20 protein-coding genes are annotated in these 21,467 nt (G+C 72.5%); 11 read left to right on the top strand and 9 right to left on the bottom strand.

All coding sequences use genetic code 11. The features are described from left to right. Window positions 1-11 precede the first annotated feature (11 nt). Window positions 12-578 carry a DUF3558 family protein gene (locus QQX10_RS05260; RefSeq protein ID WP_301122034.1) on the bottom strand — a complete coding sequence of 189 codons (567 nt, stop codon included), beginning with the start codon at window positions 576-578 and terminating at the stop codon, window positions 12-14. 102 nt (window positions 579-680) lie between these two features. Then, window positions 681-2,444, bottom strand: a complete 1,764-nt coding sequence (locus tag QQX10_RS05255; protein ID WP_301122033.1) for a chloride channel protein — start codon at window positions 2,442-2,444, stop codon at window positions 681-683. 70 nt (window positions 2,445-2,514) lie between these two features. Between QQX10_RS05255 and QQX10_RS05250 the strand changes: the two genes are divergently transcribed. Continuing rightward, complete coding sequence (locus QQX10_RS05250) at window positions 2,515-2,976, top strand: MarR family winged helix-turn-helix transcriptional regulator (protein ID WP_301122032.1); 462 nt, start codon at window positions 2,515-2,517, stop codon at window positions 2,974-2,976. Window positions 2,977-3,000: 24 nt separating this feature from the next. On the opposite strand, the gene QQX10_RS05245 is transcribed toward QQX10_RS05250, so the two are convergent. Continuing rightward, entirely contained in the window at window positions 3,001-3,480 is a 480-nt protein-coding gene (locus tag QQX10_RS05245) for a tRNA (cytidine(34)-2'-O)-methyltransferase (protein WP_301122081.1), read from the bottom strand. 107 nt (window positions 3,481-3,587) lie between these two features. On the opposite strand from QQX10_RS05245, the gene QQX10_RS05240 reads away from it, so the two are divergent. Continuing rightward, on the top strand, window positions 3,588-5,432 hold the full coding sequence (locus QQX10_RS05240; RefSeq protein WP_301122079.1) for an ABC transporter ATP-binding protein: 1,845 nt from the start codon (window positions 3,588-3,590) through the stop codon (window positions 5,430-5,432). 37 nt (window positions 5,433-5,469) lie between these two features. Further along, on the top strand, window positions 5,470-7,149 hold the full coding sequence (locus QQX10_RS05235; protein WP_301122031.1) for an alpha-glucosidase: 1,680 nt from the start codon (window positions 5,470-5,472) through the stop codon (window positions 7,147-7,149). A gap of 24 nt (window positions 7,150-7,173) precedes the next feature. Here the strand turns inward: QQX10_RS05235 and QQX10_RS05230 are convergent, their stop codons facing one another. Next, a complete protein-coding gene (locus QQX10_RS05230; protein ID WP_301122030.1) occupies window positions 7,174-9,111 on the bottom strand; it encodes a M13 family metallopeptidase in 1,938 nt (645 codons plus the stop codon). A 91-nt stretch (window positions 9,112-9,202) separates the two neighbouring features. On the opposite strand from QQX10_RS05230, the gene QQX10_RS05225 reads away from it, so the two are divergent. Further along, on the top strand, window positions 9,203-9,655 hold the full coding sequence (locus tag QQX10_RS05225) for a ribose-5-phosphate isomerase (protein WP_301122028.1): 453 nt from the start codon (window positions 9,203-9,205) through the stop codon (window positions 9,653-9,655). On the opposite strand, the gene QQX10_RS05220 is transcribed toward QQX10_RS05225, so the two are convergent. From QQX10_RS05220 to QQX10_RS05210, 3 genes are all read right to left on the bottom strand, one after another. After that, window positions 9,652-10,911: a GNAT family N-acetyltransferase gene (locus QQX10_RS05220; protein WP_301122026.1), complete on the bottom strand. Its 1,260-nt coding sequence runs from the start codon at window positions 10,909-10,911 to the stop codon at window positions 9,652-9,654. The two genes, QQX10_RS05225 and QQX10_RS05220, sit on opposite strands and share 4 nt — an antisense overlap. Before the next feature lie 103 nt (window positions 10,912-11,014). Continuing rightward, window positions 11,015-12,280, bottom strand: a complete 1,266-nt coding sequence (locus QQX10_RS05215; RefSeq protein WP_301122024.1) for a GNAT family N-acetyltransferase — start codon at window positions 12,278-12,280, stop codon at window positions 11,015-11,017. A 38-nt stretch (window positions 12,281-12,318) separates the two neighbouring features. Continuing rightward, window positions 12,319-12,822 (bottom strand): CoA-binding protein, encoded by a 504-nt coding sequence (locus tag QQX10_RS05210; protein WP_301122022.1) that lies wholly within the window; start codon window positions 12,820-12,822, stop codon window positions 12,319-12,321. Window positions 12,823-13,006: 184 nt separating this feature from the next. On the opposite strand from QQX10_RS05210, the gene QQX10_RS05205 reads away from it, so the two are divergent. Further along, window positions 13,007-13,507 carry a Dps family protein gene (locus QQX10_RS05205; RefSeq protein WP_301122020.1) on the top strand — a complete coding sequence of 167 codons (501 nt, stop codon included), beginning with the start codon at window positions 13,007-13,009 and terminating at the stop codon, window positions 13,505-13,507. 61 nt (window positions 13,508-13,568) lie between these two features. Here the strand turns inward: QQX10_RS05205 and cysE are convergent, their stop codons facing one another. Beyond that, on the bottom strand, window positions 13,569-14,204 hold the full coding sequence (gene cysE, locus QQX10_RS05200) for a serine O-acetyltransferase (protein ID WP_436968573.1): 636 nt from the start codon (window positions 14,202-14,204) through the stop codon (window positions 13,569-13,571). A gap of 73 nt (window positions 14,205-14,277) precedes the next feature. Beyond that, complete coding sequence (cysK, locus tag QQX10_RS05195; RefSeq protein WP_301122016.1) at window positions 14,278-15,213, bottom strand: cysteine synthase A; 936 nt, start codon at window positions 15,211-15,213, stop codon at window positions 14,278-14,280. Between the two features lie 385 nt (window positions 15,214-15,598). On the opposite strand from cysK, the gene QQX10_RS05190 reads away from it, so the two are divergent. The 6 genes from QQX10_RS05190 to QQX10_RS05165 all read left to right on the top strand — a co-directional run bounded on the left by QQX10_RS05190 (window position 15,599) and on the right by QQX10_RS05165 (window position 21,450). Further along, complete coding sequence (locus QQX10_RS05190) at window positions 15,599-16,066, top strand: SRPBCC family protein (RefSeq protein WP_301122014.1); 468 nt, start codon at window positions 15,599-15,601, stop codon at window positions 16,064-16,066. A gap of 46 nt (window positions 16,067-16,112) precedes the next feature. Next, a complete protein-coding gene (locus QQX10_RS05185) occupies window positions 16,113-16,580 on the top strand; it encodes an SRPBCC family protein (RefSeq protein WP_301122012.1) in 468 nt (155 codons plus the stop codon). Then, the gene (locus QQX10_RS05180) at window positions 16,577-16,993 is read left to right on the top strand and encodes a DUF1761 domain-containing protein (RefSeq protein ID WP_301122010.1); all 417 of its coding nucleotides are present in this window, start codon (window positions 16,577-16,579) and stop codon (window positions 16,991-16,993) included. The genes QQX10_RS05185 and QQX10_RS05180 overlap by 4 nt, the downstream gene beginning before the upstream one ends. A 64-nt stretch (window positions 16,994-17,057) precedes the next feature. Next, entirely contained in the window at window positions 17,058-17,474 is a 417-nt protein-coding gene (locus QQX10_RS05175) for a DUF1761 domain-containing protein (RefSeq protein ID WP_301122008.1), read from the top strand. Between the two features lie 49 nt (window positions 17,475-17,523). Continuing rightward, window positions 17,524-18,471 carry an aldo/keto reductase gene (locus QQX10_RS05170; protein ID WP_301122006.1) on the top strand — a complete coding sequence of 316 codons (948 nt, stop codon included), beginning with the start codon at window positions 17,524-17,526 and terminating at the stop codon, window positions 18,469-18,471. A 99-nt stretch (window positions 18,472-18,570) separates the two neighbouring features. Then, entirely contained in the window at window positions 18,571-21,450 is a 2,880-nt protein-coding gene (locus QQX10_RS05165) for an aminotransferase (RefSeq protein WP_301122004.1), read from the top strand. Window positions 21,451-21,467 lie beyond the last annotated feature (17 nt).

Below are 21,467 nucleotides of genomic sequence, written 5' to 3'. Positions count from 1 at the left end.
CAGGCGAGGCCTCAGGCGAGGCGCGACGCGACCAGCGTGGCGAAGTGCGCGCACGCGCGCTTCACGTCGGCGGCCTTCGACGTCGGGCGGGTGTACGAGACCTGCACGAAGTAGTCGCCGACCTCCATCGCGATGGTGCGGCCGCCGTACGCGGCGTACGCGCTCGAGGCGCCCTCGATCTCGATGTCCTCGGTCTTCGCGCCGATGCCCTCGCTCAGCTCGCGCTGCTCGGCGATGTCCGCGTACTCCCAGTTCAGCAGCACCTGGATGCGCGGCACGCTGAGCTCGTCGGAGGCGGGCTGCCAGCGGCAGATCGACCGGCCGTCGCCCGAGAGCGACCCGATGAAGCGTCCGTCGGTCATCTCGGGGGTGCCGCCCCACTCCTCGAAGTCGGCCGCGGTGAGGAGCTCGCAGGGATCGGGGTGGTTCGGGTCCGGCTGCGCGACGATGCTCACGGTCGGGTCCGCGCTGGGGGACGCGGAGCTGGCGGCGCCGCCTCCGGCGGCGGTGCAGCCCGCCAGGAGCAGGGCGGCCGCGGCGGCGGCGCCCAGTCGGGTCGCGAGCGCGAGCTTGCTCATCAGGTCCCTTCCGTCGATCGGGTTGACGCCGGCGGCGGCCGTCGGCCGTGCCGGGCACCGGACCATTGTCCACCATCGTCGCGCGGCACGATGCGCGCGCGGTCAGGTCGCGACCGTCGACACCTTCCTCAGCACCGCCTCCTGATGCAGCCAGCCGACCAGCGCCCCGTCGGGACCGACCACCGCGACACCGTTCTCGGCCTCCTCCGAGAGCATGGCCTCGAGCACGTCCTCGACCGCCTGGTCGGGTCGGAGCGGCTCGTGCCAGTCGAGCAGCCGCTCGACGGTGACGCTCGACACGTCGTCGTCGGAGGTCAGCGCGCCGGCGGCGGCGGGAGAGGTCACGATCCCCGCGTAGGAGCCGTCGGCGCCCACCACGGGAAGGGAGTGGCGTCGGGCGGCGACCAACGCGCCCACCGCGTCCGCCGTGCCCAGCGTCAGGGGCACGGAGGGCGGCGCGACCGTCATCAGATCGCCGACCGTGAGCCCGTCGAGAGGCCGCCCGCCGGCGCGCTGCGTGATGTCGACGCCGCGTCGGCGCAGCTTGAGCGTGTAGATCGTGTCGTGGCTGAGCGCGCTCGACGTGAGGGTCGCCACCGCCACCGCGAGCATCAGCGGGAGGATGATCGTGTACTCCCCGGTGAGCTCGAACAGGATGATGACCGCGGTGATGGGCGCTCGCGCGGCTCCGGCGAACATGGCCGCCATCCCCACGAGCGCGTACGCTCCCGGATGGATGTCGAGCCCGGGGAGGGCGAGCTGCGCCGCCTGTCCGAACGCCGCGCCCAGCATGGCGCCGAGGAAGAGCGAGGGCGCGAACACGCCTCCCGACCCGCCGATGCCGATCGTGAGCGACGTCGCGACGATCTTGGCGACGAGCAGCAGCACCAGGAAGCCGATCGCGTAGGCACCCATGACCGCGCCCTCGAGCACGGGGTAGCCGACGCCGTACATCTGCGGGAGCGCGAACAGCAGCACGCCCAGCAGGAGGCCGCCGGCCGCGGGCCGTGCCCACTCCGGTCCCTTCCACGCGGCGTCGCACCAGTCCTCGACCTTGTACAGCACGCGGGTGAACGCGACTCCGACCAGCGCCGCGAGCAGGCCCAGCACCACGTACAGGCCGTACTCGCCCAGGTGGCCCACGGAGAACTCCGGCAGGACCAGGAAGGGCTCGTCGCCCAGGAACACGCGTCCGATCACCGAGGCGGTGACGGCCGAGATCACGATCGCCCCGAACGAGCGCGCGGCGATCGAGGCGAGCAGGAGCTCGAACGCGAAGAACACGCCCGCGATCGGGGCGTTGAAGGTGGCCGCGATGCCGCCGGCGGCGCCGCACGCGACCAGCATGCGGACCCCGTTCTCGTTGAGTCGCGCCCGCTGCGCGAGGCTCGAGCCGATCGCGGAGCCGATCTGGACGATCGGCCCCTCCCGCCCGACCGAGCCGCCCGACCCGATGGTGATGGCGGAGGCGAGCGCCTTGACGAAGGCGACCTTCGCGGGGATGCGGCCGCCGCGCCGGTGGATGGCATACATGACCTCGGGGACGCCGTGGCCACGTGCCTCAGGCGCGAAGCGCTGGACCAGCGGGCCGTGGAGCAGGCCGCCGACGGCGGGAGCCAGGATCACGAAGAAACCACCGAGCCACGGGAGCCACGGATGCGACGGGTGGTCCGTGGTGGCGGCGTAGTCCGCGGTGCCGGTGAACAGCAGCGTCGCGCGCTCGATGAGCCAGCGGAACGCGATGGCGCCGAACCCGGCGCAGGTCCCGACCACCAGGGAGAGGGCGATGAGGGTCGAGTTCTCGGAGCGCCGCATCCAGGCGAGGGCGCGCGACGTCAGCGAGGCCGTGGGGGCAGGGGAAGGCACGAGGAATCCTCAAGGTTGTATGTCCGCAACAGTTGGACGATACCAGAGCTGATGGACTAGCCTGGGTGAGGTGAATCCGCCTCTCAATGCCACCGACTCGACCGTCGTCGCCTCCCGGGCGCTGCTGGGGATGGTCGCCCGATCGCTGTCGACGGTGCTCGAGACGGTGACGGTCCCGCAGTTCCGCGTGCTGGTGGTGCTCGCGTCGACCGGGCCGCAGCGCATGGGCGACCTCGCGGAGCAGATCGGCGTCCACCCCTCGACGCTGACGCGCACCGTCGAGCGCCTGGAGACCGCCGGGCTGATCCTCCGCGCGCAGGTGCCCGGAAACCGCCGCGAGGTCAAGGTCGAGCTCACCCCCGAGGGGGCCACGCTCGTCGCGACGGTGACGGACGTGCGACGCGCCGAGATCGTCAAGGTCATCGACGGGCTGACCGACGACGACCGCGATCAGGTCCGCCGCGGCATGGAGATCTTCGCGCGTGCGGCGGGCGAGCCCGAGCCGGCGGACCTGCTGGAGTTCGGGATCTGACGCGCCCGCGGCCGCTGCCGCGGCTCACTCCGGGACGGACGTCTCCATGTCCGTGAAACCCAGCTGCCGCGCGGCCTCGTAGATGGCGATCGAGGCGGAGTTGGCCAGGTTGAGCGACCGCCGGCCCGCGAGCATGGGGATCCGGACGCGCGCGGTCACCCGCGGATGCGCCAGCACCTCCTCGGGCAGGCCGGTGGGCTCCGGGCCGAACAGCAGGACGTCGGAGGCCCGGTAGTCGATCTCGGTGTACACGGTCTGCGCGCGCGCCGTGAACGCGAAGACGCGCGAGTCCGGCAGGTCGGCGAGCATCGCCTCGAGGTCCGGGTGCACGGTCACCGTCGCGAGGTCGTGGTAGTCGAGGCCCGCGCGCCGCAGCTTGCTGTCCTCGAAGGTGAACGCGAGGGGCTCGATCAGCCGCAGCGGCGCCCCGGTCACGGCCGAGAGCCGGATCGCGTTGCCCGTGTTCTCGGGGATGCGGGGCTCGTAGAACGCGATCGAGGGCATGGCGACGGGCATGGCGCCCAGTCTTCCACGGGCGCAGCGACGTCGGATGGCGGGCCTAGGCTCTCCCCATGAGCCATCCCGCGCCCTCGGGCTCCCGCCGCGCCGCGATGGGAGGCATGCCCGGCCGGGGGATCGCCGGACGGGACGAGGAGACGCAGCGCGCGCTCAACGCCGAGGCCCCGGACATCCCCGACCTCTGGCCCCGCGTCATCGCGCTGTTCCGGCCGTACCGGGGAGCGCTGCTCACGACCGCCGTGCTGGTCGTGGTGGCCGCCGGCGCCACCGTGGTGCCTCCGCTCCTCATCGAGCGGATCTTCGACAGCGCGCTCTTCCCGCCGGACGGGACGCCGCGGGTCGGCCTGCTCGCGGAGCTGGTCGCGCTCATGATCGCGATCTTCATCGCGGCGGCGGGCCTCCAGGTGTGGCAGACCTACCTGACATCCTCCGTCGGGAACCGTGTGACCGGCGACCTGCGCGAGCGGCTGTTCCAGCGCCTGCAGTCGATGGAGCTGGCGTTCTTCACCCGCACCAAGACGGGCGTGATCCAGTCGCGGCTGCAGAACGACGTCGGGGGAGTCTCGGGCGTGCTGACCACGTTCGTCTCCAGCATCGTGGGCAACTCCGTCACGGTCGCGGCGAGCCTGGTCGCCATGGTCCTGCTCGACTGGCGCCTGACGGTGATCGCCGTGATCCTCATGCCCGCGCTGGTGGCGGTGCAGCGGCGGGTCGGCCGGGTGCGGGCGCGGATCGCCGCCCGGACCCAGGAGTCGCTGTCCGAGCTCACGGCGATCACCCAGGAGTCCCTCTCGGTCAGCGGCATCCTGCTCTCCAAGGTCTACAACCGGCAGCGGCTCGAGTCCCGCCGCTACGCCGCGGAGAACGCGAACCAGATCCGGCTCCAGGTCCAGCAGGCGATGACCGGCCAGTGGTTCTTCGGCCTGGTCACGGTGATCATGTCCTCGGTGCCGGCGGTGATCTACCTCGCCGCCGGCCTGCTGATCGCGAACGGCTCGACCGCGATCAGCGCGGGCACCATCGTGGCGTTCACGGCCGTGCAGTCGCGGCTGCTGTTCCCGCTGATGGCGCTCATGCGTGTCGCGCTCGAGGTCCAGACCTCACGCGCGCTCTTCGCGCGCATCTTCGAATACCTCGACCTGGAGCCCGCGATCAGGGATGCGGACGATGCGGTGGACGTGGAGGACGCGCCCGGACCCGTCGGCGCGGTCGAGTTCCGCGACGTCACCTTCCGGTATCCCGGGGCGAGGGACGATGCGCGGCCCACCCTGGACGGTGTGAGCTTCCGGGTCGAGCCGGGCAGCACGCACGCCTTCGTGGGCCCCTCGGGCGCGGGCAAGACCACCATCACCTACCTGGCGGCACGGCTCCATGAGGTGAGCGGCGGTGCGGTGCTGTTCGCGGGCGAGGACGTGCGGCGCCTGCGCCACGAGTCGGTGGTGGATCACGTCGGGGTGGTCAGCCAGGAGACCTACCTGTTCCACGCGACCATCGCCGAGAACCTGCGCTACGCGCGGCCCGACGCGACGGATGCCGAGCTCGAGCAGGCGTGCCGCGACGCGAGCATCCACGACGCGATCATGACGTTCGAGCACGGGTACGACACCGTGGTCGGCGAGCGGGGCTACCGGCTCTCGGGCGGCGAGAAGCAGCGCATCGCGATCGCGCGCGTGCTGCTGAAGGACCCGCCGGTGCTGCTGCTCGACGAGGCGACGAGCGCCCTGGACACCGTCTCCGAGCGGGTCGTCCAGTCGGCGCTCGACCGCGCGGCGCGCGGCCGGACCACCCTGGTGGTCGCGCATCGTCTCTCGACGGTGGCCGACGCGGACGTCATCCACGTGGTCGACGCGGGGCGGATCGTCGAGTCCGGCACCCACGCCGAGCTGCTCGCCGCGGGCGGGCTCTACGCCGCGCTCGCCGCCCAGCAGCGCGATTAGGGTGGAGGACGGACCCGACCCGACGAGGAGGCGCGACGTGGCGAACGACTGGTGGAAGTCCGCGGTGGTGTACCAGATCTACCCGCGCAGCTTCCAGGACTCGAACGGCGACGGCGTGGGCGACCTGCAGGGCATCCGCTCCCGGCTCGACCACCTCGAGTGGCTGGGCGTCGACGTGCTCTGGCTGTCGCCCATCTACGCCTCCCCGCACGCCGACAACGGCTACGACATCTCGGACTACGAGGCGATCGACCCCGCGTTCGGCACGCTCGAGGACTTCGACGCGCTGCTCGCGGACGTGCACGCCCGCGGCATGAAGCTCGTGATGGACCTGGTGGTGAACCACACGTCGGACGAGCACCCCTGGTTCGTCGAGGCCCGCTCCTCCGTCGACAGCCCCAAGCGGGACTGGTACTGGTGGCGGCCGCCGCGCGCGGGCTTCGCGGCGGGGCAGGCAGGGGCGGAGCCGACCAACTGGCGGGCCTTCTTCTCGGGCTCGACCTGGGAGCTCGACCCGGCGTCGGGGGAGTACTACCTGCACCTCTTCCACGTGAAGCAGCCGGACCTCAACTGGGAGAACCCCGAGGTGCGCTCCGCCGTCTACGCGATGATGAACCGCTGGCTCGACCGGGGCGTCGACGGCTTCCGGATGGACGTCATCAACCTCATCTCGAAGGTGCTGCCCCTGGGGGACGGCGAGCCGTTGCCCGGCGGGCTCGGCAACGGCTTCCCGCTGTACGCCAACGGGCCCCGGGTCCACGAGTTCCTCCAGGAGATGCACCGCGAGGTGTTCTCCGGTCGGGACGCGGAGCTGCTGACCGTGGGCGAGACCCCCGGCGTCACCACCGACCACGCGGTGAAGTTCACGGATCCGGACCGCGCCGAGGTCGACATGGTGTTCCAGTTCGACCACGTCGACGTCGACCACGGCCCGCTGGGGAAGTTCGACACCCAACCGCTGGATCTGGTCCGGCTCAAGGCGATCCTGGACCGGTGGCAGGTGGCGCTCGCGGAGCGCGGCTGGAACTCGCTCTACTGGAACAACCACGACCAGCCGCGGGTCGTGTCCCGCTTCGGCGACGATCGCGACCACTGGGCGGCCTCGGCCAAGGCGCTGGGCGCCGTGCTGCACCTGCAGCGCGGCACACCGTACGTCTACCAGGGCGAGGAGATCGGCATGACCAACGCCGGGTTCACCTCGATCGACCAGTACCAGGACATCGAGGTCCATGGCGCGTGGGACGAGCTGCGCGCGATCGGCGTGCCCGACGAGCGGATCCTCGCCGGCATGGCCCACGTGAGCCGCGACAACGCGCGCACGCCGGTGCAGTGGGACGCGAGCGAGCACGCCGGCTTCACCACGGGCACCCCGTGGTTGCCCGCGACCCCGAACCACACGTGGCTCAACGCCGCGGCGCAGCGGGAGGACCCCGACTCGGTCGCGGCGTTCTACCGACGGCTCATCGCGCTGCGCCACGAGCTCCCGGTGATCGCGCACGGCACCTTCGAGATGCTGCTGCCCGGGGACCCGCAGGTGTTCGCCTACCGGCGCGAGCTCGACGGCACCGTGCTCACCGTGGTCGCGAACCTCTCGGGCGATGACGTCGCGGTCGACGTCGAGGACCCCGGCGCCGACGTGCTGGTCGCCAACCTCCCCGACCCGGTCGTCGGAGCCGACCTGCGGCCCTGGGAGGTGCGCGCCACGCTCACGGCCTGACGCGCATCGTCCCGCCGCCCGGCGTCACCAGATGGAGACGCGCGCCTCCGGGTCGAGCCACAGCTCATCGCCCTCCGACACCTCGAACGCCGCGTACCAGGGGTCGAGGTTGCGGACGATCCCATTGACGCGGAACTCGCTCGGCGAGTGCGGGTCGGTGCTGAGCCGCGTCACCAACGCCTCGTCGCGGACCTTCATGCGCTCCGTCAGGGCGTAGCCGATGAAGAACCGCTGCAGCGCGGTCAGCCCGTCGAGCTCGGGGGCCTCGTCGATCGGGTGGCCGAGCGCGATCTCGTAGGCCTTGAGCGCGATCTCGACGCCCGCCAGGTCGCCGATGTTCTCGCCGACGGTCAGGGCGCCGTTGACCGTGTGCTCGTCGGACAGCTGGCGCGGCGAGTAGCCGTTGTACTGCTCGATCAGCATGGTCGCGCGCGTCATGAACGCCTCGCGGTCCGCCGCCGTCCACCAGTCCTCGAGCGCGCCGGTGCCCGAGTACTTCGATCCCTGGTCGTCGAAGCCGTGGCCGATCTCGTGCCCGATCACCGAGCCGATGCCGCCGTAGTTGACCGCGTCGTCGGCCTCGGGGTGGAAGAACGGCGGCTGCAGGATCGCGGCGGGGAACACGATCTCGTTGGCGACGGGCAGGTAGTACGCGTTGACGGTCTGCGGGGTCATCAGCCACTCGGAGCGGTCGACCGGCCGGCCGATCTTCGCCCACTCCCAGTCCTCCTCGAACGCGCACGCGGCGCGCAGGTTGCCCACCAGGTCGTCGGGGGCGACCTCGAGCGCGGAGTAGTCGCGCCACTTGTCGGGGTAGCCGATCTTGGGGGTGAACTGACGAAGCTTCTCGAGCGCCTTCTCCTTGGTGGCCTCGGTCATCCAGTCGAGCTCCAGGATCGAGCGCCGGTACGCCTCGATCAGGTTGCCGACCAGGACGTCCATCTGCTCCTTGTAGGCGGGCGGGAAGTGCCGCTGGACGTACTCCTGGCCCACCAGCTCGCCCGCGACCCCCTCGACGAATCCCACGCCGCGCTTCCACCGCTCGCGCTGCTCGGTGGCGCCCGACAGCACCGTCCCGTAGAAGTCGAAGTTCGCCTTCGCGATCTCCTGGGTGAGGTAGGCGGCGCGGGAGTTGACCACGCGCCAGCGGAGATACGCCTTCCAGGTCTCGAGGTCGGTCTCCGCCCACACGGTCGCGACGGCCGTGAAGTACGTCGGCTCGCCCGCGACCAGCAGCTCGTGGGCGGTCGACGGCATCCGGATCGCGTCCGCCCACGTCGCCCACGGGAAGCCCGGGGCGTCCGCGGCCAGGCCGGTCAGCGTGGTGGGGTTGTGCGTGAGCTCGGCCTCGCGGGTCTTCACCACGTCCCAGTGCTCCTTGGCCACCGCGGTCTCGAGCGCCATCACGGTCGCCGAGTCGAACGCGAGCCCGGTGAGCTCGGCCATGCGGTCCAGGTGCGCGGCGTACTTCTCCCGGGTCGCGGCGTGCGCGTCCTCGCGGTAGTACGCCTCGTCCGGCAGGCCCAGGCCCGACTGGCTGAGGTAGACCACGTTGCGATCGGGGTCGAGGCGGTCGGCGAAGACGTAGTAGCCGACGATGCCGGTGACGCCCGAGCGCTGGAGCGCGCCCATCGCGCGGGCCAGCTCCTCGTGGCTGGTCGCCGCCTCGATCGGCTCGAGGTCGGGCAGCAGCGGCGCGATGCCGAGGGAGTCGACCCGCTCGACGTCCATGAAGCTGGCGTACAGCGCGCCGATCACCGACTCCGTCGGCGCCTCCTCGATGATGGTCCGGGTGTGCGCCTCCGCCTCGTCGCGCAGCGTGTAGAACGAGCCGTCGGCGGCGCGATCCGCCGGGATCGGGTGCGTGTCCTCCCACGGCCCGGAGACGTAGCGGAAGAAGTCGTCCTGCGCGCGGTCGGTGGGCGAGAACTCGGACTGGTCGATGCCGGAGTGAAGCGTCATGCGTCTCACCCTAGGCGGCGGGCTCGGCCCGAGGGGCGAGGTTTCGCTCACGGCGAGCCGAGCACGGCGGCGACGCTGGCAGAATGGGGCCATGCGCATCCACATCGCCGCGGATCACGCCGGCTTCGAGCTCAAGCAGCACCTGATCGCCCACCTCGCCGAGGCGGGCCACGACGTGGTCGACCACGGCGCGTACGAGTACGACGCGCTCGACGACTACCCGCCCATGTGCATCGCGGCCGCGGAGGCCGTGGCGGCGAGCGCCGGGGCCGACCTCGGCATCGTGATCGGTGGCTCGGGCAACGGCGAGCAGCTCGCGGCCAACCGCGTCACCGGCATCCGGGCCGCGCTGATCTGGTCGGTCGAGACCGCGAGGCTCGCGCGCCAGCACAACGACGCCCAGGTGGGCTCGATCGGCGCCCGCATGCACTCGCTCGAGGAGGCGACGGCCATCGCCGACGCGTTCCTCGCCGAGCCCTTCTCGGGCGACGAGCGCCACCAGCGCCGGATCGACCTCATGAAGGACTTCGAGGCCACGCGCTAGAAGTCCCAGTTCGCGAGCGGCGCCACCGGCGACAGCATCGCCACGGCGAGCTCGCGCGCCCGGCCGGCCGTGTGCTCGCGCACGAGCCCGGCGGCCGCCAGCGACTCCATCGACGTCCCGCCCAGGTAGCACTGGGAGAGGTGGCGGACGTCCATGGTCAGGTCCGGCGCATCGTCCGTCCGGGTCACGGTCGCCTCGCCACCCGTGACCGCGATCCGCCACGTCCCCGCGTTGGCAGGGACGTGCTTGTCGGTGAGCTGGACCACCACGTCGCAGTCGCGCATGTACTCGCGCGCGGCGAGGGCCGTGGGGACGTCCAGGAGACGCACCCACAGGTTGTCGATGACCTTGGACCGCACTCCGCGCGGGTCCTTGAGCTGGTGCAGCAGCGGGTCGTCGGTCGCGAGGTTCTCGGTCATGGTGGTCTCGACCAGGTCGAAGTCGGTGAGCGTCTGCCACAAGCGCTGCGCCGCGGCGGGGGTGAGGGAGCCGTGCTCGCGGACCTGGCAGACCCCGTCGTGGATGCCGACCGAGGACCGCGCATGACGCCGGAAGAACGCGTACGCGACCGGCTCGCCGCGGTCCTCGACGATCGCGATCCGCCACTTCTCCATCCCGCGGCGGTTGCCCACGGGGTCGGTGAAGCGCGCGTTGCGGCCGGACCCGACGGCGTTGAGCACGGTCCCGGGCCGGCTCAGCCGCGCCTGCAGACCCGCAACCAACGCGTCGTGCCGCTCGAAGGACGCGCGCTCGAGCCGGACCGTCAGCTCGTCGGCGCCGTCGACGTCCCACATCTTCGCGCCGCGCGGGATCTCGGCCTTCACGGTCTGCGAGCCCATCCCGTAGCCGAAGCGCGCGTAGATGGGCGCCTCCATCGCGTACAGGACGCTGACGGACTCGCCACGGGCGAGGGACCGCTCGAAGTGGTCGTGGATCATGGTGGTCATGAGCCCGCGGCGGCGATGGCCGGGGTGCACGCCCAGCCACGACAGCCCCGCGGTAGGGACGCGCCGCCCGCCCGGCACGACCATCTCGGTGCCGAAGCTGGCGTGCACGCCCGCGAGGGTCCCGGGGGTGCCGCGGTGCTCGTCGGTCACCTCGACCGCGCGGGCGCGCTCGACGGGCAGCGCGTCGACATAGTCCTGGCGGTCCTCGCGTAGCCACTCGCCCACGAAGGCCCACTGGACCACGTCGAAGAATTCGTCGAGGCGCTCCTCGGGAACGGACACGGATCGGTAGCCTGCTGACTTCTTCATCCCTCCACCGTGGCAGGCTTCCGGCGCCGTGGCCAATCCTGTGCGACTGGTCACGTGGGGGAATACGCCCTGGCAGGGTGGACGATGCGGGGTTGCGGGCCGCTCAGAAGTGCAGGTTGCACACGGGTGCGACGGCGGCACCGAACGCCGCCGACGCGAGCTCCAGCGCCGCCGCGTCGCGCGCGATCACGCGGCCCGCCGACGCGAGAGCCGCGAGCGAGGTGCCGCCCAGGTAGGCGGCGCCGAGGTCGGCGATGCCGAGCCTGACGTCGGGCGCGGCCTCGGGCGCGGCGGCCACGCGCGCGTCGCCGCCGTCGACGGTCAGGTGCCAGCGCCCGGTGTTGTCCGGCACCAGCGGGTCGTCGACCTCGAGCACCGTGTCGACGTCGGCGGCGTAGGTGCGCGCCTCCAGCGCGGCGGGCAGGTCGACCAGCCGCAGCCAGAGGTTGTCGAAGACCCTGGCCCGCGCGGAGCGCGGATCCTCGAGCAGGTGGAGCAGGGGGTCGTCGAGCGCGAGGGGATCGGCCGTCACGGTGCCCATGAGGTCGATGTCGAGCAGCACGGACCAGAGCCGGTGCGCGGCGGCAGCGTCGAGAGCGGCGAGCTCCTGGGTGGTGACCACGCCGTCGGGGAGGGCGTCGTCACCCCACGCGCTGCGGCGGCGCAGCATCGCGAACGCCCGCGGGTCGCCGTCGGGCGTGGTCACGGTGAGCATGCGGAGCGGCTCGCTCTGGTGGCGCACGGAGGGGTCCGCGAAGCGCGCCGCGAGCGCCTCCGGGTCCGCCAGCGTCATGCTGCCGGGCCGGGTCAGGCGAGCCTGGACCGACGAGATCACCGGACCGTGCCGAGCCGGGTCGACCGGCTCGATCGCCACCAGGAGGTCCTCCGAGCCGGGCACGGGGCGCAGCCCGGCGCCGCGGGGCACCCGCACCGTCGCCTGCCAGCTCGCCAGCCCGTAGCCGAACCGCTGGTAGATGGAGGTCTCCGCGGCGTAGAGGGCGCTCGCGACCTCGCCCCGCCGACGCGCGTCCTCGAGGTGCGCCGCCATCATGGCGGTCAGCAGCCCGCGCCGCCGGTGGCCCGTGTGGACGCCGACCCCGGTGAGCCCGGCGACGGGGACCTCGGCGCCTCCGGGCACCCGCATGCCGAAGCGGAACGTCGCCGCCACCCCGGCGAGGGTGCCGACGGTGCCGCGCGACGCATCGTCGATCTCGACGCCGAGCATCCGCGAGGCCGGCGTCATGATCTCCCAGTGCGGCAGGTCCTCGTCCTTGAGCTCGTCGGCGAACGCCCACGAGGCGACGCGCAGCACCTCGCCCACGCGGGACGGTGCGACGTCGATCAGGCGGTACCCGGGTGCGAGGCTCATGGCGGCCATCGTCCCACCCGGGGCGATGACGCGCGCCCTCACTCCCCGCGCAGCTCGCGGATCCGGCCCTCGAGCCGGCGGTACTCGACCTTGAGGCAGCGGTTCTGGATGGCGTCGATGCCGGCGGCGTCCGCGATCTCCATCGCCTCGTCCGACCGGATCCCCAGCTGGAGGAACAGCGTCTTCACGTCCGCGTCGACCGCCTCGCGGGCGATCGCCGGCGTGTGCTCGGCCCGGCGGAACACGTCGACCATGTCGACCCGGACCGGCAGGTCCGCGAGCGAGGCGTAGAAGCCGTGGCCGCGGATCTCCTCGGCGCCCGCGGCCGGGTTGACCATGTAGAGCTCGTACGGCGTGTGCTCCATCAGCCAGATCGCCACCTGGTAGCTCGTGCGCGACGGGTTGGGGGAGGCGCCGACGATCGCGACGCGGCGGGTCGCCGCGAGGATCCGGGCGAGGTGCTCGTCGTCGGGCGCGTCGGTGTGGTGCGGCGCCGGGCAGGCGTCGCCGGCGGGGAACGCGTCGAGGCGGAACTGGTCCATGGCATCGGAACATAACAGCGCGCCGTGGGATTCCGAAGGGACCGCGGTCCCGCCGTGCGACGGCGTGGCCGGGCCCGCCCGCGCATCGTCCCGACGGGGAATGTTGACCAAGTCTTTGCTGTTGCCACCGAGTGACGGCGTGCCGCCCCGGTGCGCCGGAGAGCGAGAGACACCAGGAGGAATGATGGCGAGCAACGCTCCCGTGAAGACCACCGAGTCGACCCCCAAGATCGGCCTCAAGGTCGATGACCTCACGGCGATCAACGCCGGTCTCGGCCAGGTGCTGTCGGACACGTTCACCCTCTACCTGAAGACCCACGGTTACCACTGGAACGTGACCGGGCCGCACTTCCGGTCGCTGCACCTGCTCTTCGAGGAGCAGTACCAGGAGCTGTGGGCCGCCGCGGACGTGCTGGCGGAGCGCATGCGCGCGCTCGGCTCCGGCGCCCCGGGCTCCATGGCCGAGTTCCTCGAGCACGCGTCGATCGTCGACGACGAGCGCACCACGGACGCGATGACCATGGTCGAGAACCTGGCGCGCGACCACGAGACCCTGGCACGCCTGATCCGCCCGCTGGTCGAGGTCGCCGAAGACGCCGGAGACGGTGCCACCGCGGACCTGTTCAACGCGCGCCTCGCCGCGCACGAGCAGGCGGCGTGGATGCTCCGGTCCTTCGCGGCCTGACCCGCGCCCCGGACGCGACGGAGGCCCCCACCGACCGGTGGGGGCCTCCGTCGCGTCCTGCTCAGATGTAGTACATCGCCGGCTCGCGCACCGGCTCCGGCGGCTGGTCGGGATCGGGGTGACGGTGCGAGTCGCCCGCGTCCACCGCCGACGCGGCGGTCGACGCCTCGGTGGGCCCGGGGTGGCTGCGGATGACCGCGGGGATCCCGACCGCGGTGGCGCCGTCGGGGATGTCCTTCACCACCACGGCGTTCGCGCCGACGCGGGCGTCGGAGCCGACCCGCAGGGGTCCGAGCACCTTGGCGCCCGCGCCGATCACGACGCGGTCGCCGATGGTGGGGTGGCGCTTGCCGGGGCTCATCGTGGTGCCGCCCAGGTTGATGCCGTTGAACATCAGCACGTCGTCCCCGACCACGGCGGTCTCGCCGATCACGACCCCCGTGCCGTGGTCGATGAACAGCCGCCGCCCGAGCTGCGCGCCCGGGTGGATCTCGATCCCGGTCGCGCGACGCGCCCGCTGCGAGATCAGCCGGGCGTAGGACCGCATGCCGTGCCGCCAGAACCAGTGCGCGACCCGGTGGTACCAGACGGCGTGAACTCCCTGGTAGGAGCCCGCGATCACCCACCACGCGGGCGCCGCAGGATCGCGGCGCTGCACGGTGCGGATGTCCTCGAGCGCTCGGGCGAGCGCTGAGATGTCGGATGCCATCGGTACTGCCTTCCGGGAGGGGCTGGGGTGCTGGGGGACTGGAACGCGCGGGGCGTCCGCTTTAGTCCATCAGGTCGGCGTAGAGCACCGAGGAGAGGTAGCGCTCGCCGAACGAGGGGATGATCGCGACGATGGTCTTGCCGGCGTTCTCAGGGCGCTTGCCCAGCTCGATGGCGGCGTGGATCGCGGCGCCGGACGAGATGCCCACGAGCAGCCCCTCCTTGCGGGCGGCGGCGCGCGCGGTCGCGACCGCGGTCTCCGCGTCGACGTCGATGATCTCGTCGTAGATCTCGGTGTTGAGGATCTCCGGGACGAAGTTCGCGCCGATGCCCTGGATCTTGTGGGGGCCCGGCTGGCCGCCGTTGAGGATCGGGGACTCGGCCGGCTCGACCCCGACGATCTGCACGGAGGGCTTGCGAGCCTTGAGGACCTCGCCGACGCCGGTGATGGTGCCGCCGGTGCCGATGCCGGCGACCACGATGTCGACCTCGCCGTCCGTGTCGTTCCAGATCTCCTCGGCGGTGGTCCTGCGGTGGATCTCCGGGTTCGCCTCGTTCGCGAACTGGCGCGCCAGCACCGAGCCGTGACGCTCCTCGGCGATCTTGGTGGCCGCCTCGACCGCGCCGCGCATGCCCTCGGGCCCGGGCGTGAGGATCAGCTCCGCGCCGAAGGCGCGCAGCAGGGCGCGACGCTCCTTGGACATGGTCTCGGGCATGGTGAGCACGACGTTGTAGCCGCGCGCCGCGCCGACCATGGCGAGCGCGATGCCGGTGTTGCCGGACGTGGCCTCGACGATCGTGCCGCCGGGCTGGAGCGAGCCGTCCGCCTCGGCGGCGTCGACGATCGCGACGCCCAGGCGGTCCTTGACGGAGTTCGCGGGGTTGTAGAACTCGAGCTTGCCGAGCACCGTGGCGTCGACGCCCTCGGTGAGCGTGTTGATGCGGACGAGCGGGGTGTTGCCGATGAGGGCGGTGGCGTCCTGATAGATGCGGGCCATGGCGGTGTCTTCCTGTTCCTTGAGTCGGGGACCTGCGTCGAGATGGTGCAACAACGGTGCATCGCGAACGATGCCGGGGCGAGCGCTGGGCGGCCGTGTCCCGTCGACCCGCGGGCGGGTTCGGGGGCGGTCAGCGCTCTACAGACAGCAGCAGACGCAGGCGCGGCAGCACATCGCGTCGGAGGAGCGCATCAGGCGGGCAGAGGCGGGCGCGGTGACCGCGCGGCGCTCGATGCTCATCGTCCTGACCTTTCGTCGCTCCGCCGCAAGGGTAGCGCCGGGCCGGGGGCGAGGCAACCCGTGCGGGCCTCCTGACGCGGCGGCGTTCCTGCTACTACGGTGGGAAGACGGGGTGCGGACGATGCCCCGGGCCAGGGAGGCGACGATGACGGGACCGCTCGACGTGGCCGTGGAGCGCGAGGGCCTGGTGCCGGCGACGGCCAAGGACGTGTGGCGCTGCGTGACCGAGCCCGATCTCCGGGTCGAGGTGTTCAGCATGGTCACGCAGGCCGTCACCGAGGCGGGTGAGCCCGGTCAGGTGGGCCACGTCCTCCAGTTCAGCGAGATCGACGCCGGGAGCGATCCGGTGGTGGTCCGGCTCACGACGATCGAGGTCGAGCCCTACCGGCGGCTGGTGCAGGAGCGCGTGGGTCCGGACGGCACGTTCACGTCCTCGACCTTCCTCGAGGAGACGCAGGACGGCACCCACGTGAGGCGTGTCTTCCACGTGTACAAGGCCGAGCCCAGCGTCGCCGAGCGCGCGATGCGCAAGGCGATCTCCACCTTCTTCACGCTCGGCGGCACGGTCCGGCTCAAGGCCGACATCGGGGACCTCATCAGGCACTTCTCCTGACCGGCGCGTTAGCCTGAGCGTGTTGAGGGCGCGAGGGAGAGAGAGCATGGTCGGGCACAGCATCAGCGTCGAGCGGGTCATCGCGGCCGAGCGCGAGCGCGTGTGGCAGGTCATCACGGACCTGGACTACTCACCCGAGGTGATCCGGTCGATCCAGTCCGTCGAGCGGGTGGCCGGCGAGGGCTGGGCCGTCGGCGTGCGGTGGCGGGAGACCCGGCGGCTGTGGGGCAGGTCGGAGACCGAGGAGATGTGGGTGGACGCCGTCGAGGCGCCGGTGTCCACCACGGTCGGCTCCCACTCGCGGGGCACGGACTACACGACCGTGTTCGCCCTCGAGGAGGTCGAGGGCGGCACGCTCCTGCGGATCGACTTCGGCGCCGAGACGCCGAACCCCGGGCCGGCGCAGCGGGTGGGGTGGCTGGTGTTCGGCAAGGCGGGCATGAGAGCGACGGAGAAGGCGCTCGAGGACGACCTCGAGGACATCGCTCGGGTCGCCGAGGAGGCGGCGGAGTGAGCTGGTTCACCGCCAGCCACATCGAGTGGCTCGCGGTCATCCTCGCGACCATCGCGACCTTCGTGGTCGGCTTCGCCTGGTACCACCCCCGCACGCTGGGCCCGCTGTGGATGCGGCTGGTCGGGCTCACCGAGGAGGAGGTGCGGACGGCGCCGCCGCTGCGGTTCGTGGCGACCGGCGTGGTCGCGTTCGTCACCGCGATCGTGCTGAACGTCCTGATGGTCGAGCTGTCGGTGCTCTCCGTGGGCGGGGGAGCGCTGTTCGGAGCCTTCCTCGCGTTCGTGATGCGGGCGGGCAACCAGGTGATCCATCACGGCTTCGAGCTCCGGCCCCACACCCTCACCCTGGTCAACGGCGGGCACGACATCGTGGCGCTCGCGGTCGCCGGGGCGATCATCGGAGCGTTCGTCTGACCCTGACGGTACTGTCGCCGTAGGCGGGGCCCTCGGGGCCGCGTCGCCGACTCGGGGAGGGGTCATGGACTGGTTCGATCTGGGCGCGATCAACTGGATCGCGGTGCTCGTGGCGTTCGTGGTGAGCTTCGCGCTCGGCTGGTGGTGGTACTCGCCCGCCGGCTTCTGGAACCTCTGGCGGGACAAGGCCGGCGTGACCGACGACCTGATGAAGGACGCGAACATGGGTGCCGCGTTCGGCGGGACGGTCGTGTTCAACGTGCTGGGCGTGATCCTGCTCGCGCTGCTGATGGCGGGGCTGGGGATCGACACGTGGTCGGGCGGGCTCGTGCTCGGCGCGCTGGTCGGCCTGATCTTCCGCGGAGGCGCCCACGCCATCCACAACGGCTTCGCCGTCCGCAGCCCCGCCGTCACCGCGATCGACACGGCGCACGACACGGTCGCGCTCGCGGTCGCGGGCGTGATCCTGGGACTCTTCTGAGAGAAGCGCGCGACGGGAATGACGCCCGGCCTGGGTGGTTGACGACTGCATGACTGCAGAGATCACCGCCCCCACCCTCGGAACCCTCGACCTGTCCGGCGCGCCGCTCGCGCTCGGCGGGAACGTCTTCGGCTGGACCGCCGATCGCGAGGCCTCCTTCGCGATCCTCGACGGCTTCGTCGCCGCGGGCGGCCGCATGATCGACACCGCCGACGCCTACTCGGCCTGGGCGCCCGGCAACAGCGGCGGCGAGTCCGAGACCGTGATCGGGGAGTGGCTGGCCGCCGGCCGGTCCCGCGACGACGTGCTCGTCGCCACCAAGGTGAGCCAGCACCCCGAGTTCGCGGGCCTCGCCGCGGCCAACGTCGCGGCCGCGGCGCGGGCGAGCCTGGCACGCCTCGGCACCGACCGCCTCGACCTCTACTACGCCCACTTCGACGACGCGTCCACGCCGCTCGAGGAGACGGTCGCCGCCTTCTCCACCCTGGTCGACCAGGGCCTGGTGCGGGAGATCGGGATCTCGAACTACAGCGCGGCTCGCATCGACGAGTGGATGGCGATCGTGGAACGCGAGGGCCTGCACCGGCCCGTCGCCCTGCAGCCGCACTACAACTTGATGGAGCGCGACTTCGAGACGGAGCTGCGGGCCGCCGCCGAGCGCCACGGGCTCGGAGTCCTGCCCTACTGGGCCCTCGCCAAGGGCTTCCTCACCGGCAAGTACCGCGATGGCGTGGAGGTCGACAGCCAGCGGGCCGGACAGGCCGCCGAGTACCTCGACGACCGCGGGCGCGCCGTGCTCGCGGCGCTCGACGCAGCCGCGGAGGCGCATGGGGTGCCGGTCGCGACCGTCGCGCTCGCGTGGCTGCGCTCGCAGCCCACCGTGGTCGCGCCGATCGCCTCCGCGCGCACGGTCGGCCAGCTCGACCCGCTGATCGCGGCGCTCACGCTCGAGCTCACCGAGGACGAGGTCCAGGCCCTCACCGACGCCTCGGCCTGACGCCGTCCGGACATGCCGCCCGGAGGGGCGGCACAGTCCGGTCGGAACGCGGCGCTCCGCCCCTCCCGCCGGTGCGGTCGACCGTGCGACGATGCGCGCGTGGACACCACAGCATCGTTCCCACGGCTCGATCACGACGCGGCGACCGCCCTGGTGCGGCAGGCCTGGGGACTGGACGTGACGGACATCCGCGACCTGGGCAGCAACGAGGACCAGAACCTCCTCGTCACCCTTGCCGACGGCCGGCGCGTGCTGCTCAAGGTCTCCCATCCGGGCATCGCACCCGCGGCGCTCGACGCGCAGCACGCGGCGGTGGCCCGGCTGTCGGCGCGGGGGATCGGCGCGCTCCTGCCGGCGCCCTGGCCCGCGCTGGACGGCGGGACGGCGGTGCCGCTCGCGGCGCCGGAGCGGCCCGCGCATGCGAGGGTGCTCGACTTCCTCGACGGCACGCCGCCCGGGGGTGCGCGACGTCTCCCCTCCGGGCTGGCCGCGAGCCTCGGCGCCGTGGCCGGACGCGTGGTCGCCGGGCTGGAGGGGTGGAGCCATGAGGGGCTCTCCGGGGGCGGGCCCTGGGACCTGCGCGAGGTGTCCGCCGTGGTCGCGGAGGCGGTTCCGCTGCTCGATGCCGGCGAGCGGGACCGGGTCGCGGTCGCGATGGCCCGCGCGGACGCCGCCCTCGCGCCGCTCGCCGACGCGCTGCCGGTGCAGCCCATCCACGGCGACCTCACCGAGGACAACGTGGTGCTCGCGGCGGACGGGGCGCTCGCCGGGGTGATCGACCTGGGCGACCTGGGCGTGTCGTGGCGTGTGGCGGAGCTGGCGATCGCGCTGTGCGCACTGCTCCATCGCGGCGACGCCGCCATGTCCGACGTGCTGGCCGCCGCCGCGGCGTTCGACCGTGAGGCGCCGCTGACGGAGCCGGAGCTCCGGGCCCTGTGGCCGCTCGTCGTGCGTCGGGCGGCGGTGCTGGTTGCGGCGGGCGCCCGGGTCCGCGCCGAGGATCCCGGGAACGCCTACGCGGAGGCGCGCCGCCTGCTCGAGGCCCGCATGCTCGAGACCGCGCTGCGGTGGGCGTCGGGCGAGGCCGAGCTGCTCCTGCGCGACGCGCTCGGGCGCGTGCCCGCGGTCGACTGGACCGGCGCGCGCCCGCTGATCGACCTCGGATCCGCTGCGGTCATCGACCTGTCCGTCACGTCCGCGGTGCACGACTCCGGTGCCTGGCTGGAGCCGTACCGCCCCATGGGCGTGCTGGCGGCCGCACGGGACGGCGCGGGAGCCGCGGTCACCCGCTACGGCGAGCACCGCCTCGACGTGCAGGCGGGGCAGGGCTACGCGCCGCGCTCCTACGCCCTCGCGATCGAGGGCGTGGTCGAGGGTGGCACCGTGCTGAGCGCGCCGAGCGACGGATGGGTCGAGGAGGCGCGGGGCGCCGTGCGTCTCACCTGCGACGCCGGGCCCGCGATCCTGCTGACCGGGGCCACCGCGCTGGTGGAGGGGCGGGTCGCGGCGGGCGACCCCCTCGCGCGGGTGCGCGACAACGGGATCGTCGGGGTGCAGGCCTCGGCGGTGGCCGATGCCTGGCCGCCCGCGCGCGTGACTGCGGGGCACGAGGACGCGTGGCGGCGGCTCTGCCCCGATCCCTCGGTGCTGCTCGGTCGGAAGCCGGCCGTCGCATCGTCCCCCGACGAGCCGGGCCTGCTCGCCGCGCGGACCCAAGCGTTCGCGCCGGTCCAGGAGCACTACTACGAGGCGCCGCCGCGGATCGAGCGCGGCTGGCGCCACCATCTGATCGACGTCCGCGGGCGCGGCTACCTCGACATGGTGAACAACGTGGCGATCCTCGGGCACGGGGAGCCCCGGATCGCGGATGCCGTCGAGCGCCAGCTGCGGCTGCTCAACACCAACTCGAGGTTCCACTACGGTGCGGTGGTCGAGCTCTCCGAGGCGCTCGCGGCCCGCGCTCCCGCGGGGCTCGACACGGTGCTGCTGGTCAACTCGGGATCCGAGGCGGTGGACCTCGCGCTGCGGATGGTGCGTGCGGCGACCGGGCGCGCGGACGTGCTCGCCCTCACCGAGGCCTATCACGGGTGGACCGTCGGCGCCGATGCCGTCTCGACGTCGCTGGGCGACAACCCGCACGCGCTCGCCACGCGACCCGACTGGGTGCACCTGCTCGACGCGCCGAACGCCTACCGCGGGCGTCACCGGGGTCCCGATGCGGGGCGGTACCTGGAGGATGCGCTCGAGAGGCTCGAGGAGCTCGACTCCGCGGGGGTGTCTCTCGCGGGGCTCATCGCGGAGCCGATCTTCGGCAACGGCGGAGGGATCCTCCTGCCCGACGGCTACCTGGCCGGCCTGGCGTCGGCGGTGCGGGAGCGCGGCGGGCTGGTGGTCTCGGACGAGGTCCAGGTGAGCTACGGCCGGCTCGGCGAGCACTTCTGGGGCTTCGACCAGCAGGGCGTGGTGCCCGACGTGAGCGCGGTGGCGAAGGCGATGGGGAACGGTCATCCGCTGGGGGCGGTGATCACCACGCGGGCGATCGCGGAGGCGTTCGCGGTGGAGGGCTCGTTCTTCTCCTCGGCGGGCGGGAGCCCGGTGAGCTGCGTGGTCGGGTCCACCGTGCTGCGGGTGCTGGACCAGGACGGGCTGCAGGAGAACGCCCGCGTGGTCGGCGCGCTGCTCGCCGACGGGCTGCGGTCCCTCGCGCGCCGTCACCCCGCGCTCGGCGCGGTGCACGGGATGGGGCTGTACCTGGGCGTCGAGGTGGTGGCCGGCGGCCCGGACGCGCCCGACCCCGTCGCGGCCCGTGAGATCTGCGAGGATCTGCTGACCGAGGGCGTGATCGTGCAGCCCACGGGGGACCACAAGAACGTCCTGAAGATCAAGCCGCCCCTCACCATCGACGCGGCGGCCGTGCGGCGCTTCCTCGGGGCGCTCGGGCGGGTCATGGAGCTCCGGGAGGCCCGTGCGGCGCTGTGACGCGCATCGTCCCTGCC

It is taken from the genome of Demequina lignilytica, from assembly GCF_030418305.1.
In the GTDB taxonomy this organism is placed as follows: domain Bacteria; phylum Actinomycetota; class Actinomycetes; order Actinomycetales; family Demequinaceae; genus Demequina; species Demequina lignilytica.
The sequence above is the reverse complement of the archived record's forward strand: the minus strand, read 5'-3'. Positions and strand labels throughout refer to the sequence as shown.

Coding starts and splice junctions, on each gene's coding strand:
- QQX10_RS05170 (WP_301122006.1), top strand. CDS start 17,524: ATGACTGCAGAGATCACCGCCCCCACCCTCGGAACCCTCGACCTGTCC.
- QQX10_RS05220 (WP_301122026.1), bottom strand. CDS start 10,911: ATGAAGAAGTCAGCAGGCTACCGATCCGTGTCCGTTCCCGAGGAGCGC.
- QQX10_RS05225 (WP_301122028.1), top strand. CDS start 9,203: ATGCGCATCCACATCGCCGCGGATCACGCCGGCTTCGAGCTCAAGCAG.
- QQX10_RS05260 (WP_301122034.1), bottom strand. CDS start 578: ATGAGCAAGCTCGCGCTCGCGACCCGACTGGGCGCCGCCGCCGCGGCC.
- QQX10_RS05210 (WP_301122022.1), bottom strand. CDS start 12,822: ATGGACCAGTTCCGCCTCGACGCGTTCCCCGCCGGCGACGCCTGCCCG.
- QQX10_RS05230 (WP_301122030.1), bottom strand. CDS start 9,111: ATGACGCTTCACTCCGGCATCGACCAGTCCGAGTTCTCGCCCACCGAC.
- QQX10_RS05190 (WP_301122014.1), top strand. CDS start 15,599: ATGACGGGACCGCTCGACGTGGCCGTGGAGCGCGAGGGCCTGGTGCCG.
- QQX10_RS05205 (WP_301122020.1), top strand. CDS start 13,007: ATGGCGAGCAACGCTCCCGTGAAGACCACCGAGTCGACCCCCAAGATC.
- QQX10_RS05185 (WP_301122012.1), top strand. CDS start 16,113: ATGGTCGGGCACAGCATCAGCGTCGAGCGGGTCATCGCGGCCGAGCGC.
- QQX10_RS05240 (WP_301122079.1), top strand. CDS start 3,588: ATGGGAGGCATGCCCGGCCGGGGGATCGCCGGACGGGACGAGGAGACG.
- QQX10_RS05245 (WP_301122081.1), bottom strand. CDS start 3,480: ATGCCCTCGATCGCGTTCTACGAGCCCCGCATCCCCGAGAACACGGGC.
- QQX10_RS05215 (WP_301122024.1), bottom strand. CDS start 12,280: ATGAGCCTCGCACCCGGGTACCGCCTGATCGACGTCGCACCGTCCCGC.
- QQX10_RS05175 (WP_301122008.1), top strand. CDS start 17,058: ATGGACTGGTTCGATCTGGGCGCGATCAACTGGATCGCGGTGCTCGTG.
- cysK (WP_301122016.1), bottom strand. CDS start 15,213: ATGGCCCGCATCTATCAGGACGCCACCGCCCTCATCGGCAACACCCCG.